17 protein-coding genes are annotated in these 15,764 nt (G+C 68.5%); 4 read left to right on the top strand and 13 right to left on the bottom strand.

Going from position 1 to position 15,764, the window contains the following annotated elements:
• Positions 1 to 2 precede the first annotated feature (2 nt).
• Together ABQE44_RS14330 and ABQE44_RS14325 are read right to left on the bottom strand one after the other, a co-directional pair.
• Entirely contained in the window at positions 3 to 689 is a 687-nt protein-coding gene (locus ABQE44_RS14330; protein ID WP_448430421.1) for a demethylmenaquinone methyltransferase, read from the bottom strand.
• Positions 690 to 731: 42 nt separating this feature from the next.
• Entirely contained in the window at positions 732 to 1,859 is a 1,128-nt protein-coding gene (locus ABQE44_RS14325) for a glycosyltransferase family 4 protein (RefSeq protein WP_448430419.1), read from the bottom strand.
• Between the two features lie 108 nt (positions 1,860 to 1,967).
• Between ABQE44_RS14325 and ABQE44_RS14320 the strand changes: the two genes are divergently transcribed.
• The gene (locus ABQE44_RS14320; RefSeq protein ID WP_448430418.1) at positions 1,968 to 2,639 is read left to right on the top strand and encodes a DsbA family protein; all 672 of its coding nucleotides are present in this window, start codon (positions 1,968 to 1,970) and stop codon (positions 2,637 to 2,639) included.
• Here the strand turns inward: ABQE44_RS14320 and ABQE44_RS14315 are convergent.
• The 3 genes from ABQE44_RS14315 to ABQE44_RS14305 are packed head-to-tail and all read right to left on the bottom strand — an operon-like array spanning position 2,626 to position 5,608.
• Positions 2,626 to 3,144, bottom strand: coding sequence for a DUF3592 domain-containing protein (locus ABQE44_RS14315; protein WP_448430537.1), 519 nt, complete (start codon positions 3,142 to 3,144; stop codon positions 2,626 to 2,628). The two genes, ABQE44_RS14320 and ABQE44_RS14315, sit on opposite strands and share 14 nt — an antisense overlap.
• Positions 3,145 to 3,173: 29 nt before the next feature.
• Entirely contained in the window at positions 3,174 to 4,823 is a 1,650-nt protein-coding gene (menD, locus tag ABQE44_RS14310; protein ID WP_448430416.1) for a 2-succinyl-5-enolpyruvyl-6-hydroxy-3-cyclohexene-1-carboxylic-acid synthase, read from the bottom strand.
• Entirely contained in the window at positions 4,820 to 5,608 is a 789-nt protein-coding gene (locus ABQE44_RS14305) for an alpha/beta fold hydrolase (RefSeq protein ID WP_448430414.1), read from the bottom strand. Before ABQE44_RS14305 ends, menD begins: the two co-directional genes overlap by 4 nt.
• A 125-nt stretch (positions 5,609 to 5,733) precedes the next feature.
• Between ABQE44_RS14305 and ABQE44_RS14300 the strand changes: the two genes are divergently transcribed.
• Positions 5,734 to 6,615, top strand: a complete 882-nt coding sequence (locus ABQE44_RS14300) for a DUF559 domain-containing protein (RefSeq protein ID WP_448430412.1) — start codon at positions 5,734 to 5,736, stop codon at positions 6,613 to 6,615.
• On the opposite strand, the gene ABQE44_RS14295 is transcribed toward ABQE44_RS14300, so the two are convergent.
• From ABQE44_RS14295 to ABQE44_RS14285, 3 genes are all read right to left on the bottom strand, one after another.
• A complete protein-coding gene (locus ABQE44_RS14295; RefSeq protein ID WP_448392214.1) occupies positions 6,612 to 7,322 on the bottom strand; it encodes a DJ-1/PfpI family protein in 711 nt (236 codons plus the stop codon). The two genes, ABQE44_RS14300 and ABQE44_RS14295, sit on opposite strands and share 4 nt — an antisense overlap.
• A gap of 13 nt (positions 7,323 to 7,335) precedes the next feature.
• A complete protein-coding gene (locus ABQE44_RS14290; RefSeq protein ID WP_448392665.1) occupies positions 7,336 to 8,286 on the bottom strand; it encodes a GlxA family transcriptional regulator in 951 nt (316 codons plus the stop codon).
• A gap of 62 nt (positions 8,287 to 8,348) precedes the next feature.
• Positions 8,349 to 9,314: an o-succinylbenzoate synthase gene (locus tag ABQE44_RS14285; RefSeq protein ID WP_448430410.1), complete on the bottom strand. Its 966-nt coding sequence runs from the start codon at positions 9,312 to 9,314 to the stop codon at positions 8,349 to 8,351.
• A 69-nt stretch (positions 9,315 to 9,383) separates the two neighbouring features.
• On the opposite strand from ABQE44_RS14285, the gene ABQE44_RS14280 reads away from it, so the two are divergent.
• Positions 9,384 to 9,959 carry an SOUL family heme-binding protein gene (locus tag ABQE44_RS14280; protein ID WP_448392666.1) on the top strand — a complete coding sequence of 192 codons (576 nt, stop codon included), beginning with the start codon at positions 9,384 to 9,386 and terminating at the stop codon, positions 9,957 to 9,959.
• Positions 9,960 to 9,965: 6 nt separating this feature from the next.
• On the opposite strand, the gene ABQE44_RS14275 is transcribed toward ABQE44_RS14280, so the two are convergent.
• Both ABQE44_RS14275 and ABQE44_RS14270 read right to left on the bottom strand, forming a co-directional pair.
• Positions 9,966 to 11,534 (bottom strand): long-chain-fatty-acid--CoA ligase, encoded by a 1,569-nt coding sequence (locus ABQE44_RS14275; protein WP_448430408.1) that lies wholly within the window; start codon positions 11,532 to 11,534, stop codon positions 9,966 to 9,968.
• A gap of 2 nt (positions 11,535 to 11,536) precedes the next feature.
• On the bottom strand, positions 11,537 to 13,141 hold the full coding sequence (locus tag ABQE44_RS14270; protein WP_448430406.1) for an amidohydrolase: 1,605 nt from the start codon (positions 13,139 to 13,141) through the stop codon (positions 11,537 to 11,539).
• Between the two features lie 100 nt (positions 13,142 to 13,241).
• On the opposite strand from ABQE44_RS14270, the gene ABQE44_RS14265 reads away from it, so the two are divergent.
• A complete protein-coding gene (locus ABQE44_RS14265) occupies positions 13,242 to 13,703 on the top strand; it encodes a YciI family protein (protein ID WP_448430404.1) in 462 nt (153 codons plus the stop codon).
• A 16-nt stretch (positions 13,704 to 13,719) separates the two neighbouring features.
• Here the strand turns inward: ABQE44_RS14265 and ABQE44_RS14260 are convergent, their stop codons facing one another.
• From ABQE44_RS14260 to ABQE44_RS14250, 3 genes are read right to left on the bottom strand one after another with little or no spacing between them, the layout of a single operon-like run.
• Positions 13,720 to 14,292 carry a hypothetical protein gene (locus ABQE44_RS14260; RefSeq protein WP_448430402.1) on the bottom strand — a complete coding sequence of 191 codons (573 nt, stop codon included), beginning with the start codon at positions 14,290 to 14,292 and terminating at the stop codon, positions 13,720 to 13,722.
• Between the two features lie 2 nt (positions 14,293 to 14,294).
• Positions 14,295 to 15,092 carry a mannan-binding protein gene (locus ABQE44_RS14255; RefSeq protein WP_448430535.1) on the bottom strand — a complete coding sequence of 266 codons (798 nt, stop codon included), beginning with the start codon at positions 15,090 to 15,092 and terminating at the stop codon, positions 14,295 to 14,297.
• Positions 15,092 to 15,745 carry an Rv1363c family protein gene (locus ABQE44_RS14250; protein WP_448430400.1) on the bottom strand — a complete coding sequence of 218 codons (654 nt, stop codon included), beginning with the start codon at positions 15,743 to 15,745 and terminating at the stop codon, positions 15,092 to 15,094. Before ABQE44_RS14250 ends, ABQE44_RS14255 begins: the two co-directional genes overlap by 1 nt.
• Between the last annotated feature and the right edge of the window lie 19 nt (positions 15,746 to 15,764).

Genomic DNA, 15,764 nt, shown 5'->3' with positions numbered 1-15,764 from the left:
AGCTACGGCTTGGTCGCGGCGTGCAGCGCGACGATCCCGCCGGTCAGGTTGCGCCATCGGACCGAGGACCATCCGGCCTCGGCAATCTCGCGCGCCAGTCCCTGCTGGTCGGGCCACGCGCGGATCGACTCGGCGAGGTAAACGTAGGCTTCCGGATTCGACGACACCGCGCGGGCGATCCGCGGCAGGGCCTGCATGAGGTACTCCTTGTAGGCCGTCGCGAACGCCCGGTTCGTCGGCGTGGCGAACTCACAGACCACCAGCCGGCCGCCGGGGCGGGTCACCCGCGCCATCTCGCGCAGCCCCGCGGCGTGGTCGACCACGTTGCGCAGCCCGAAGCTGATGGTCACCGCGTCGAAAACACCGTCGGCGAACGGTAGTCGGGTCGCGTCGCCAGCCACCTTGGGCACGTCGCGCCGCTGACCGGCGGCCAGCATCCCGACGCTGAAATCGGCGGCCACACACCACGCGCCCGAGGCCGCCAACTCCACCGTCGACACCGCGGTGCCCGCCGCCAGGTCGAGCACCTTGTCGCCGGGCCCGATCCGCAGCGCCGCGCGCGTCGCCCGCCGCCAGAACCGGTCCTGGCCCAGCGACAGCACGGTGTTGGTCAGGTCGTAGCGGCGCGCGACCGCATCGAACATCGATGCGACGTCGTGCGGGTCTTTGTCCAGCGTCGCGCGGCTCACCGCGTCGACGCTACCGGTAACCCCGAGGCACAGGGATCAGCGTTACGCGGCTTTGAGTCGGCGCCGGCCGATCACGTCGTCGTAGTGGTCGATTAGTTGGTCGCAGATGGCCGGCCAGGTGCGGCCCAGCACGCTGCGCCGCGCGGCCACCGCATAGCGGGCGCGTTCGGCGATCAGATGGTCGACGGCCGCGGGCAGCTTGGTTGCGAACTCGTCGACGGTCAGCAGCAACCCGGTGCGGTAGGGCGCCACCAGGTCGCGCGGCCCGCCGGCGTTCGGCGCGACGACCGGCACCCCAGACGCCATCGCCTCCTGCACGGCCTGGCAGAACGTCTCGTGTTCGCCGGGGTGGACGAACACGTCCATCGACGCGTAGGCCGTGGCGAGATCGGTTCCGTACAGTGCGCCGGTGAAAACCGCTGTGGGCAGCGTGTGTTGGAGTTTAGCGCGGTCGATGCCGTCGCCGACGATCACGAGTTGCAGATCGTCGCGGACGGCCAGCGGCGCCAGACGCTCGACGTGCTTTTCCGGGGCCAGCCGGCCCACGAACCCGACGATGGGCCTGCCGAGCGGTGACCACCGGCGGCGCAGTTCGTCGTCGCGCGCAGACGGTACGAACCCGGTGATGTCGACACCGCGCGCCCACGTGTGCACCCGCGGAATACGGTGTGCTGTCAGGTTTTCCACGGCTGCTGTCGATGGCGCCAGGGTGCGGTCGGCGCGGCTGTGCAGGTGCCGCGTCCACGCCCACGTGGCGCGCGCGGCGAAGCCGACGCCGTAGCTCTGCGCGAAACCGGCGATGTCGGTTTGGAATACCGCGACGGTCGGCACCCCGAGATGGCGTGCGGCCTGCAGGCCGCCGTAGCCGAGTAGCGCCGGTGACGCCAGATGCACGACGTCGGGGTCGAATCCGCGCAGGACAGCGAGCATCCGGGGCCGCGGCACGCCGAGCGGCAGCGAGTTGATCGCGGGGAACATGCGTGACGGCACCCGGTGCACGCGGATCCCGTCGTGCACCCGTTCGGCGGGAGGTTGGCCGCGCGGGGTGTCCGGAGCGATGACGAGGGATTCGTGACCGGTGCGGCGCAGATGCTCGAGCACCCGGAGCACCGAGTTCGTGACGCCGTTGACGTTGGGGAGGAAGGACTCTGCGACGATGGCAACGCGCACACCGAAAGGGTGTCAGCGGAGGTTGTCGGCAAGGTTGCAGCACGGGGTACGGCGGGCGAAGACCTGGTGGTTTTGTCGAGTAGGGTGCCCACTGGAAAGGCGGTTGACATGCGGATATCGCGGATCCTGGCGGTGCTGGCGCTCGGGGTGATGCTGGTCGCCGCGGGCTGCACCAAGCAGATCGCCGGCGCCGCGCAGCCCGACCCGGACAAGCCGCCCGTCGAGCTGAGCGCGGACGGCTACGGCGTCGTCGCCGGGTTCGACAACGCGCGGGCGCACATCGAGATCTTCACCGAGCCGCAGTGCACGCACTGCGCCGACCTGCAGGCCGACTTCGGCGATCAGCTCGCCTACTACATCGCCGTCGGGCGGTTGCAGGTTACCTACCGTCCGCTGACGTTTCTGGACACGGTGGCCGACGGGTACTCGGCGCGGGTGAGCAACGCGCTGTTTCTGGCGGCGGACCCGGAGGCCACGGGCGCGGCGTACCAGCGGTTCGTCGAGGAGCTGTGGGCGCATCAAGGATCCGGGGGCTCGGGTCCGAGCGACGATGAGATGGCTGAGATGGCAAGGGAAGCAGGGCTTGCCGACAGCGTCGCCAGTCGGGTCGGCACCGGCGGGTCGGCCGTGAACATCGCCGATATGGAGGTGACGAACTTCGGGTACCTGGTTCAGATCGACCCGCTGAGCACCGGTACCCCGACGGTCTACGACCTGGTCAACGACGAGCGCCTCGACATCTACGACGACGACTGGCTGGAAAAGCTCATCCAGTCGTGAGCTTTACTCCTGCGTCGAGATCGACCCGTCCTGCGCGCTGGGTGAGGCGGCGCTGGGCCAGGCTGGAGCCCGCCAACGCCACGCCTGCGATCAGCCAGCCCACCACCGCGATCGAACCGGCCGGGATGATCGCCAGCGACGCGTCGCGGTCCTGCACCCGCACCAGATCCGGGTCGTTCACGTCGTATTCGACATAGATCCGCATCCCCGCCTCCAACTCCGACGGGTACAGCACCCCCAACTCCGGCCGATACGTAACCCGGTCCGGCGTCACGAACTCGATCGTCGAGCGCCGCGGCCCCGCGCTCAGCACCTCGGCCTCCGCCACCCCCATATGCCGCTCGATCTGACGGTCGTTGCGCCATGCGCCCAACACCATCAGCACCGACTGCAGCGTCACCAGGCACGCCACGATCACGATGCCGATGCGGATCCGGCGAAACACCCGCTGGGTCCGCGACCCGTTCGGGTCCGCCGACAAGTTCGGAAACACGCTGTGCAGCAACGTGATCGGATGTCGCAGCCGGCCGAGGTTCACAGCGCCGCCTTGATCGACGCGTGCAACGCCCGCAACGAGGACCGGTCCGCCTTCACCTCCAGCACCCGCATCCCGTCGAACAGTTCGTCGAGCGCATCGGCCAGCTCGTCGACCTCGAGCTGGCGACTGTCCACGTGATAGGCCCGGCACAACGCGCCGACGTCCACGTCGTGCGGGGTACCGAAGATCCGCGACGACACATCGGAGAACCGCGGATCGCCCTGCTCGAGGAGTTCGAAGATGCCGCCGCCGTTGTCGTTGGACACCACGATGGTCAGCTGCCGCGGCGTCGGCTCGGTCGGCCCGATCAACAGACCGGAGCTGTCGTGCACGAAGGTCAGGTCGCCGATCAACGCGATAGTGCGGCCGCCTGCGGTGGCCCGTTCGTGCGCCAGCGCCGCCCCGATCGCCGTGGACACCGTGCCGTCGATGCCGGCCACGCCGCGGTTGGAGCGCACCTTGATGCCGTGGGTGTTCAGCCCCACCAGCGCCGCGTCGCGCACCGGGTTCGACGCGCCCAGCACCAGCTGATCCCCCGGTCGCAGCGCGTCGGCCACCGCGGCGGCCACGTGCAGCCCGGTCGTCAACGGGTGCGCCGCGAGCTGGCCGTGTACCGCATCGACGGCGTGCCGGTTGAACTCCTTACAACGCTTCAGCCAGCCCGGGTGCGGTGCGCCGGTGGTGACGGCGCGGGTGCCGGTGGCCTGCGAGTTTCCCGATACGTCGGGCCAGCGTGGACCCGTCGTCAACGCGTAGACCGGCACCGACGGATCGGCCAACAACGCGGAGACCGGCCGGTGCAGCGTCGGGCGGCCCAACATGATGACCTGCTTCGGGTGGATCAGCGGCAACGCCAGCGGATGCAGCGGGTTGGCGGCAGGCGGCGCCGTCGGCTCGGCGACGGTCGGCAGCTCGGCCAGGTTGGGATGCTCGCCCGTGCCGTGGCCGGCGATGACGACGGTGTCGGGCGTGAGGTCGATGTCCAGCGGCTGATCGAACGTGACGGGCGGGGTGTGGGTCCACGGCTTGCCGCCGGGCCGACCGTCGGGCGCGTACGCACCACTGGCCCGCCCCTCGAACGCGTCGGGCACCAGCGGTTCCCGCAGCGGGATGTCGAACTGCACGGGCCCCGCGTTGGCTGAGCGGGAACCTGCGGCCGCCACGAGAACTCGACACGTCGCCGAGCGCCACTGCGCGTTGAGTTCGGCCATCCGGTCGGTCGCCTCCTCAGCGAGGCCCAGGCTGATCGATTCGCGCACCTGGGTACCGAAGTAGCCGAGCTGCTCGAAGGTCTGGTTGGCGCCGGTACCCAGCAGCTCGTAGGGCCGGTTGGCGCTCAGCACGATCAGCGGCACCCGCGCGTAGTTGGCCTCCACCACGGCCGGGCCCAGGTTGGCCACCGCGGTGCCCGACGTCATCGCCACACACACCGGCGCCTGCTCGGCGACGGCCAACCCGATCGCCAGGTAGCCGGCCGTGCGCTCGTCGATGCGCACGTGCAATCGGATGCGGCCGGCCCGGTCGGCGTCGTGCAGGGCGAACGCCAACGGTGCGTTACGCGAGCCGGGGCACAACACGACGTCGCGTACGCCGCCGCGAATCAGTTCGTCGACGACCACGCGGGCCTGCGCGGTCGATGGGTTCACGACTCCAGACTATCGGCGAAGAACTCCAGCACCGCTTCGTTGACCGCCTGCGGCTGCTCGATGAAGCCCAGGTGGCCGGCGTCGGGGATCTCCAGGTAACGGCCGTTGGGGATGGCGTCGGCCACCTCACGGCCCAGATGCGGCGGCAGCACCACGTCGTCGCCGAACCCGATGACCAGGGTGGGCGTCGTGATGGTGCGGTAAGCGAGCAGCCGATTGCCGTCGGGCGCGACGCCGATCTGGGCCCGCAGTCCCGGGGTGGGCTTGGTCGGCCACATCATGAACATGTCGATCCAGTCGCGGACCTTCGCGTCGTCGTTGAGCGTCTTCGGTGAAAAGCTTTCCAGCAGGCGGATTTTGGCGTCGTAGCTGGGTGGCAGATTGATGCCGGCCTCGTTGAGCTCGCGCTCGGCATCGCGGAAGAACTCGCGGGTGCGGTCCGCGCGGCCGCGGGTGGCCATCAGCACCGCGCGGTCGACCAGTTCGGGGCGCGATACCATGAGTTCCTGGGCGATGAACGAGCCCATCGACACCCCCACGATGCGGGCCGGCGCGGCGTCGAGTTTCTCGATCAGCGCCGCGGTGTCGCCCACCATCGTCTCGATGGTGAAGCCGCTGGCTTGTTCGGTGGCGCCCACGCCACGGTTGTCGAAGGTGATGCAGCGATAACCGGCCCGCTGGAACTCGGGGACCTGATGCAGATGCCAGGTCCGGCCGGCGCCACCGCGACCGGCGATGAACACCACAGCGGGACCGCTACCGCGGTCGTCGTAGGCCAGATTCACGCTGACGACGGTACTTGGTGGCGGTTTCGCGGTGATTTCGGCGCGGAAATGACCCGTGGCGGGGCGTTAACGCGCCGAAATCACCGGGAGTGGAACCGCGGGGCCGTCGGGCGCGTCCAACCACCATGATCGATGACTACCTGCGCCGCCATGACGGCGTGATCACGCTCGCCCAGGCCCGCGACGCCGGCTTGAGCCGCAAAGTCGTACAGCGACACGTGGCGTCCGGCCATTGGCGCCGGTGCACGCCTGGGGTGTACTTCGTCGAAGACCGGCCGTTCACCGACGCAGCACGTATCCGCGCGGCGGTATGGGGTTACGGCCTGCGCGCCGCGGCAAGCGGTCTGACCGCTGCGTTCTGGCACAACCTGACGAGGTTCGCACCCGAGATCGTCGAAGTGACAGTCCCCCGGAACAGCCATGGACGCAGCCGTGACGGCGTCCGGGTCCGGCGGCGCGACCTCGGCCCCGCAGACGTCGTCGAACTCGAGGGCATGCGGTTGACGGCGTTGGACCTGACGGTGGTCGAAGCCGCCGTCCAGCGCGGCGGCGGGGTGAAGCTGATGGACTCCGCCCTGCAGCGCCATGTCACCCTGAACCAGTTGTGGCGGGCGCATTTGCGCAACAAGGGCCGGTATGGCTCGCCGCGGGCACGACGGCTGTTGCATGCGGCGTCTGACGGCGCCCGGTCGGAGGCGGAGCGGCTGCTGCTCACACAGCTGCGCAACGCGCGCGTCACCGGATGGAAGGCGAACCATCCGTGCGGCCCGTACAAGATCGACGTCGCGTTTCCGGTCCTGAAGATCGCCATCGAGGTTGACGGCTGGGCTTTCCACAGCGACCAGGAGGCGTTCCAGTACGACCGGAAACGCCAGAACTATCTGATCCTGAACGGGTGGCAGGTGCTGCGGTTCACCTGGTTGGACCTCGTCGAATATCCACATCGGGTTCTCGCCGCCATCCGCTCAGCGATTTCGGCGCGCTCGCGGACCCTGGCGGGGCGTTAGCGCGCCGAAATCGCCCGTTTGAGCGCGGCGTTCCACACCAGCTTGACCGACGGCGCCACCTGGTGCTGCTTGACCATATCCCTGGTGAGCAGCGCGGTCGCGGCCGCTTTGGTGGCCACCGACGCCTTGGAGGTGTGCCCGGAGTCGAACGGCGGCTGCGGGTCGTATTCGATGACCAGCTGCACGGCCTTGGCCTTGGCCTCCCCGCCGATCTGCCCACACAGCCACATCGCCAGGTCGATACCCGCCGACACCCCGGCCGCGGTCACGATCTTGCCCTCCCGCACGATGCGCTGGTCGCCGACCGGTTCGACGCCGAAGGCCTTCAGCGTCTGCAACGCCATCCAGTGGGACGTGGCCCGGCGGCCCTCCAGCAGCCCGGCCGCGGCCAGGATCACCGACCCCGAGCACACCGACGTCGTCCAGGTGGACGTCTCATGGACGCGGCGCACCCAGTCGAGCACCTTCTCGTCGCGGGCGTGCTCGAATGTGGCGCCGCCGCCGGGGACCAGCACGAGGTCGGGTGCGGGCGTCTCGTCGAACGAGTGCGTGGCGCCGATGAGCAGCACCCCCGAATCCGCTGCGATGGGCCCTGGCTCGTGCCAGACGAACCGCACCTCGGTGTCAGGCAGGTTGCGCAGCACCTCGTAGGGCCCGATGAAGTCCAGCGCGGTGTAGCCGGGGTACACCATGATCGCGATCTGCATTGTTTCTCCTCGGTTAGGCAAACGTCTTGCGGTACTGATCGGGCGAGACGCCGAGACGACGAACGAAGTTGCGGCGCAACGTTTCCGCGGTTCCGAAGCCGCAGCGCGCGGCGATCGCGGTGAGCGTGTCGTCGGTCTCCTCGAGCTGACGGCGCGCGGCCTCGGTGCGGATCCGTTCGACGTAGGCGCCCGGCGCCTCCCCCACCTCTTCGGTGAACACCCGGGTGAAGTGCCGCGGGCTCATCGCGGCGCGCCGCGCCAACTCCGGAATGCTATGCGGGCCACCGGGTTCGGACTCGATGGCTTCCTGCACGGTGCGGATCGGCATACGTTTGGCGCGCGGCATCCACACCGGCGCGGCGAACTGCGTCTGCCCGCCGGGCCTGCGCAGATACATCACCAGCCAGCGCGCCACCGTCTGCGCGACGTCGGTGCCGTGATCGTCCTCCACGAGCGACAGCGCCAGGTCGATACCGGCGGTGACCCCCGCCGCGGTCCAGACCCGCTCGCTGCTGCGCACGAAGATCGGCTCGGGATCGACGGTCACCGAGGGGAATTCCCGGGCCAGCCGATCCGCGAACGCCCAGTGCGTGGTGGCCGGACAGCCGTCGAGCAAACCGGCCTGCGCGGCCAGGAACGCGCCCGTGCAGACGCTGACGACGCGACGCGCGTGCTGCGCGGCGGCCTTCACCCATGCGACGACGTCGGGGTCGGCGCGGGCGTCGTCCACCCCGAACCCGCCGGGCAGGATCACGGTGTCGACGGGCCGGCTTGGGTCGGGCAGGGGTTCGGCGACGAAGGCCAGGCCGGTTCCCGTCCTCGCCGGTTCGCCGTCGGCGGTGACGACGCGCACCTGGTACCCCTCGCGGCCGTCGGCCTGCAGGTACATCGCGGCGCCGGTGAACACCTCATGCGGGCCGACCAGGTCCAACGCCTGCACACCCGGATAGCCGAGGATGATCACCGTTCGCACGGAATCAGTGTTGTGCACCGGAGACGTAGCGTCTATGCCGTGCACCCCACGAATTAGGACACGGCGCCGTAGCAGGCCCGGATCCGGTCGATCCACCACTGCCTGCGGTCGGGCGGGGCAGCCAGCGCCGCGAGCCGGGCCGGATCCGGGACGACCGGCCCCACCGGCAGCGTTCCATCGTCGAGCGACACAGGTTCGGCGACGTCCTCGACGAACAACCCGCCGGTGCCCAGCCCGCACGCGTGGCGCAGGTCCGGCAGCGCCGCGGCGGCCAGCAGGCCACGCCCGATACCCACGGCCGAGTCCAGCGCCGACGACACCACGATTGGGATGTCGATCTGCGCGGCGATGTCCAGCAGCCGTGTGACGCCACCCAGCGGGGCCACCTTGAGCACCGCGATGTCGGCAGCTGCGGCGCGCACCACGTACAGGGGGTCGTCGGCCTTGCGGATGCTCTCGTCGGCGGCGATCGGCACGTCGACGCGGCGGCGCAGCTCGGCGAGCTCCGCGACCGTCGGGCACGGCTGTTCGAGGTACTCCAGCGGACCGTCGGCGGTCAACGCGGCCACGGCGGTGAGCGCCTCCTCGACCGTCCATCCGCCGTTGGCGTCGACGCGCACCGTGGGCACGTGCGCGCGCACGGCGTTCACGCGTGCGACGTCGTCGGCCAGCGACTGACCCGGTTCGGCGACCTTCACCTTCGCCGTGGCCGCCCCGGGAAAGCGCTGCAGCACCTCCGGTACCGCCGCGGCGCCGACGGCGGGCACGGTGGCGTTGATCGGGATGCGGTCACGGTGCGTCGGCGGCGACGGCTGGTAGGCGGCCTCGATGGCCGATGCCAGCCAGTGCGCGGCCTCGGGCGGCTGGTATTCGAGAAACGCCCCGAATTCACCCCACCCGCTCGGCCCGTCGATCAGCGCGACCTCGCGAACGGTGATGCCGCGGAACCGAACTCGCATGGGCAGCGCGACCACGTGCAGACGGTCGAGGATGTCGTCGAGGTCGGCCACGTCGTCCATCCTGCCCCACCGCCGACGTTTAGTTCCTTACCCAACCGGCAAAATCTCAAGCAACCAAGGAGAATGATGATGCGGCTGCTCGAGATCCCCGTGCAGATCACGGAATCGGTGCTGTCGATCGTGGGTATCCGGGTGGGCACCGAAGAGCCGCACTACGTGGGCACCCGGCTCACCGATGACGTGGAGATCCGTAAGTACGGTCCGCGGATAGCCGCTGAGACCACGGTGACCGCCGACGAGGACCGCGCCCGCTACATCGGGTTCCGCCGCCTCGCCGGCTACATCTTCGGCGGCAACCACCGCGAGGAGACGATTGCGATGACCGCGCCGGTGGCCCAGGCCCGAGACGGCGAGCACTCCACGATCCGGTTCTACATGCCATCGAAGTGGACGCTGGACACGCTGCCGACTCCGGACGGCGACGAGGTGCGGCTGGTAACCGTGCCCGGGGGGACCGTCGCGGTACTGCGGTTCAGCGGCGACCGCAGCGCCCAGGCCGTCGCTGCGCGCACCAAGGAGCTCTCCGAGACGTTGCGCGCCAACGGTATCGAGGTGACCGGACCGGCGCAGTCCTGGTTCTACGACCCGCCGTGGACAGTGTCGTTTCGCCGTCGTAACGAGATCGCGATCCCGGTGCGCCAGTAGCCGCTCTTAGACCGTCGCGCGGTCGCGGCCTTCCCAGTAGGGTTTGCGCAGTTCCTTTTTGAGGACCTTGCCGGTCGGGTTGCGCGGCAGCTCGTCGGTGATATCGATGCTCTTGGGGCACTTGTAGGCTGCCAGCCGTTCGCGACACCACGCAATGAGCTCTTCGGGGGTAGCCGAGCCCTCAAGTGAGACAACGGCTTTGACCACCTCGCCCCACTTCTCGTCGGGTATGCCGATGACCGCGACATCGCCGACGGCGGAATGCTCGGCCAGCACCCGTTCGACCTCGATGGAGTAGATGTTCTCCCCACCGGAGATGATCATGTCTTTGAGCCGGTCTTCGACGAAGATGTAGCCGCCCTCGTCGACGTGTCCGACGTCACCGGTGCGGAACCAGCCGTCGGAGGTGATCGCCTCGGCGGTCGCCTCCGGCTTGTTGTGGTAGCCCTTCATCAACTGCGGTGTACGGAACCACAATTCGCCCTGCTCGCCGGGCCGGACGTCCTCCAGCGTGTCCGGGTCGACGACGCGTAGTTGCGCGTTGGGCACCAACGTGCCCGCGCTGGAAAGCCGCTCCTCCCTGCCGGGGTCGCGGTGCGCCTCGGGCAGCAGGTGGCTGATCACCCCGCACACCTCGGTGAGCCCGTACACCTGCATGAACTCGGTGTCCGGCCACGCCTTGAGCGCCTGCCGCAGTAGCGGCAGCGGCATCGGCGACGCGCCGTAGGCGAACGTCTTGAGCGCGGCGAACAGTTTCACCGCGTCCTCGCCGGACTCCAGCACCTTGGCCAGCACGGCGGGCACCAGGAACGTTCTGTTGGCGCCCTGCAGAATTGCGCCGGCCAGCGCTGCGCCGTCCACCTCGCGCGTCATCACGCTCGGCACGCCGTCGTGCAGGCCGAACTGAACGTAGGACGAGCCGCCGACGTGGAACAGCGGCATCGACACCATGCTCTTGTCGCCCTCGTCGAACTCGAAGCCCTCGTGCGCGTTGACGGTGTGGGCGATGATGTTGGCCTGTGTGAGCTCAACGCCTTTGGGCCTGCCGGTGGTGCCCGAGGAGTACATGATGATGCACACGTCGTCGGGTGTGACGTCGGCGCCGCGGTTCACCGGGGTCGCCGACGCCAGCATCGCCTCGTACTCGTCGCCGTCACCGCCCTCCGGGGTCACCTCGATGATGTGCTCGACGTTGGTGAGCTGGTCGCGGATCTTGTCGATGCTCGGTTTCAGCTCGGACCCGACGACCAGCAGCTTGGCGTCGGAGTCGTTGAGCACGTAGTCGAGTTCGTCGGTGGCCAACCGGAAGTTGATGAGCGCGTTGGCCGCGCCCAGCGAGGCGGCCGCCAGCGTCAACTCCACGCCGGCCGGGTGGTTCTTGTCCAGGAACGCCACCACGTCGCCGCGTTTGATGCCGCGCTCGGTCAGCGCACCGGCGAGCCGACGCACCCGGTCGTTCCATTGCGCCCAGGTCCAGGTCCGGTCCAGGTACGTCATCGCCTCGGCATCCGGCTTGGTTTGGGCCCAGTGGGCGGTTCGTTCGTCGAGGAAACGGGGCTCAGGCAGGTCAGACATGTTCAGAGCCTGCCATAAACCTGCGCGCCAGCCAGGAAAGTTGCGCGAACCTCCAGATCGGTGATCTGTTCGGCCGGCACCGCACGCGGGTCGGCCGACAGCACCACCAGATCGGCGTACTTGCCGACCTCGAGTGATCCGACGGCGTCGTCGGCGAACAGCTGGTAGGCGGCGTCGATGGTCTGCGCGCGGATCGCCTGCTCGACGGTGAGCCGCTGCTCGGGGCCCAGCACCCGGCCGCTGGGCGCGGTGCGGGTGACCGCGACGCTGATGTTGCGCAGCGGCTCTTCGGGGGTCACCGGCGGATCGTTGTGCAGCGAAATACGCATCCCGGTGGCCACCGCCGATCCGCACGGCATCCACCGACTTCCGTGCTCGGGGCCGAACAGGCCGTCGACCAGCACATCGCCCCAGTAGTGGAGGTGGTCGACGAAGATGCTGCACGTGACGCCGAGGTCGTGGGCGCGCTGCAGTTGCTCGGGGCGGATGGCGCCGACATGTTCGAGGCGCAGCCGGTGATCAGCGCGGGGATGTCGGCGCAGCGCGTCTTCGTAGACGTCGAGGATGGTGTCGACACCGGCGTCGCCGTGCACGTGGCAGGCCAGCTGCCAGCCGCGCGGGAAGTAGGCGCCGACGATCTCGGTCAGCTGCTCGGAGGTGTAGTTGGCGCAGCCGCATGATCCCGGTACGACGCCGATGGTGCGGGTGGCGTCGGTGTCCAGGTACGGAAACGTCAGGTCGATGTTGCCGATCCACGGTGAGCCGTCGACCCAGATCTTGATTCCGGTTTGGCGCAACAGGTCATCACCGTTATCGGGCGCCACGTCGGTGGCCATCTCGGCGTTGGAGATCTCATAGAGGTGCAGCCGCACGGTGAGCTCGTCGCGCATCTGCTCTACGAGGGGTCGAAGCGTCGGGTCGAACGCCATCTCCGAGCAGGTGGTCAGACCGGCGCGGTTGAGCCGGGCCAGTTCGGCGCGCAGCATCGCGGGGTAGTCACTGGGCTGGATAGCATCGGTCAGCAGCGAGAACACCGCGCCGATCTCCTCGGCGGTGCCGTCGAGTTCGCCGTCGGCGTCGCGGCCGTAGCTGGCGCCCTTGGGATCTGGGGTGTGGCGGGTCAGACCTGCCCGGTCCGCGGCGGCGGTGTTGAAGTACGCCTTATGCCCGGAGTTGTGCACGATCACCAGCGGGTGCTCGGGCGCCATGGCGTTCAGCCAGTCCAGCGTGGGGTCTGGAAGCCCGTGCTGCAGAAGCGGATCCCAGCCGTTGAGGTAGGCGCCGTCGGCGCCGCGGGAGGCGACCTCGGCACGGATCGACGCGACGACCGCGTCGGCGTCGGGCAGGGTCACCGGCCGGATGTCGGCCATGGCATCTGAGAGCACCATCGCTTCCATCAACGGATGTCCGTGGGCCTCAACGAATCCCGGCATCACGGCGCCGTCGACGTCGAGCTGGCGGGTTTGCGGCCCGACCCAGGATGCGACGTCGGAGTTGGCGCCGACGGCGACGATGCGGCCGTCGGCGACCGCGATCGCCCCGGCGGTGGGTCGGTGTTCGTCGACGGTCAGGATGGTCCCTCGAATGACCAGGTCAGCGGTCGGCATCCGGTCATCTTTGCAGCCGCGGGGAAAATGCGATGAGAAATCCCGTCGGGACGTGTCGGTCTTTAGGTAACCGAACGCACGACCCGAAGGAGACACCCCAATGGCGCGTTACATGCTGGTCATGCGGTCCACCCCCGCTGCCGAGGCCGCGATGGCCGAGGCCGATATCGACTTCGACGACATCCTCGAGTCGATGGGCCGCTTCAACGAGGAACTGATCAACGCCGGCGTGCTGCGCGCCGGCGAGGGACTGACCGGACCCGAGGAGGGTTTCGTCGTCGACTTCGACTCCGATCCGCCGGTGGTCACCGACGGCCCCTACCCCGAAAACGAGCTGTTCAACGGGTTTTGGATCCTTGAGGTGTCGTCGAAGGAGGAGGCCAAGCGGTGGGCGACGAAGGTTCCGCTGGGCAAGGGCGTCAAGATCGAGGTGCGCCGGGTCGCCGAGACCGAGGAGTTTCCGCAGGACAACCCGTGGGTCAAGAAGGAGATCCGGTGGAAGGCCGAGCTGGCCGAGAAGCTCGCCGCGCAAGCGCGCGCGGAGGCCGACAAGCTGGGTTGATTTCCTCTTATGCCGGTCAGGCGCCCGCGCACACCCCGGAATCGCGGATCACGGTGCCGTACACGTTGCCGGTCGCGATGTTGGCGTTGATCTGCCCGGCCGGCAGCCGCTTGGAGATCTTGTCGCTGATCTGGGTGAATTGGTACCAGAGCCGGTAGATCGAATCCCCGTGAAACAGCGGCGAATACTCGCTTTGGTCCGGATAGTTGATGATGAACAGCGTATGCGCGCGGGGGTCCAGGAAGGCGGCGGATTGGTCGAGGTTGGCGGCGACGACGTCACCGGCCTCGGTCACTCCCGGTTTCGACCAGTCGTCACCTTGATCAGCCAGGAAACGCTGGAACCCGTACACCTGCCCCATCAGCTGGTCGTACTGGGCGTTGAACCACTGGCACGACTCACGTTGCGCGGTGATCTGTTCGGGCGTGACACGGATCTGCCACAGGTTGTACGGGAACACGGTGTAGTCGGGCTGCCAGTCCGACGGGTACGGGGTGAACACCGGCAATGTCGGCTCGGCCTCGGCATGGCTGGGCGGGGCCGTGACGAGCAGAAGCCCGACCGCCAGCATCGCCACCCATCGAAACATGGCTAGACACCGCCGAATTCGGGCCGCAGGATCGGCGCCAACGCCGCGAGCGGGATATGGGCCTGTACGGTGCCGCCGTCCATCGACCACTGCATGAGCCCCGGGGTGAAGTTGATCGGACGGTCGCGGGCCACCGGGTAGTCCGGCATGTAGATGAGCAGTTCGTCGGGCGTCAGCGCCCACGCCTTGTAGGCGCCGGAGTACACCTTGTCCGGGGTCCAGCGGTCCGGGGTGAACGGGTAGGTGCCGGCCTGGTGCGGCGGCGGCGCGGCATCGAGGGCAGCGACGATGAATGGCGCACCGAGGCGCGGGATCTCGGCGAGGTGGTCGACACCGGGTTTGAACAGATCGGCCATCTGCAACTGCCGCCCACCGGCGAAGGTGAAGGTGCGGTAGGCGTCGCTGACGATGGGCGCGTTCGGATGCGCCAGGGCGTCGGTACCGACCGTACCCGAGTACATCTCGTGGAAGACGACCGTCATCGCCTCGCCATGCTGAAAGATCTGGAAGTGCTGCTCTCCGAAGCTGTTCTGGACCATCTTCTTGGCCGCATTGCGCCAGTTGTTCATCAGGTTGGTGAGGTACTCCCGAATCACGGGGTTCTGCACAAGATCGCCGGGCAGCGCCATTTTGATGTTTCGGACCGCATTGCGCTCCGACACCACCGATGTCGTACAGAACTGCCCGTCCCACTGTCCGCCCAGCTCACCGCAGAACGAGGGTGCCGACGCGTTCGCGGCCGGAGCGGTGACCAGCGTGGCGGTGACCAGCGAGGCGGCGACCGCACTCGCCAGGCGCATCATGGCAGTTCGACTTTACTTGCGCGCCAACGCCCGTCGACGTGTTCCATGGTCATCTTGATGCGGCTGCGGTCGATGCGCGGGTCGGGCACGTTGGTGTTGGTGACCGACTGGTCGACGAACAGCAGGATGACCGCCTTGTCCTTGGTCGCCGACTGCACGGCCGATTCCAGGACGACGCCGTGCGCCGAGGCCTTGTTGTCGATCAGCAGCTGGCGCAACTGCTCGCTGGACTGCGAGTACATGTCTTTGAACTCACCGGTGGCCCCGTCGAGCACCGCGTCGAAGTTCTCGTCGACCTTCGCCGAGTCGATGCTGGTCAACACCTGCGCGTAGTCGGTCGCGGCCTGCCGCGCGTCCTGTCCGGCCTGCGCGACCTGACGCTCCTGCCAAAGCTGCCAACCCAGGTATCCGGCGGCCGCCAGCACCACGACGAATGCCGCCACCACCGCGCCCCGCAGCACGTGGCGGCGCCAGTCGCGGGCGGTGCGCTGTTCGTCGTCACCACCTGCAACGCTGTCGTCGTCGCCCTGGGCCTCGGAGTCGGCGGCAGCGTCCTCGGATTCCTCGGGTTCGTTAGATTCCTTGGGCTCCTCGACGTCTTCGGCCTCGCGGTCGCTGTCGGTTTTGTCGGTACTCACGGACATCATCATCTCCTAGCGGACAGGCTCG

The organism is Mycolicibacterium sp. XJ2546 (genome assembly GCF_053483195.1).
Note: the sequence above shows the minus strand (reverse complement) of the source record. Positions and strands in the feature narration are given on the sequence as shown.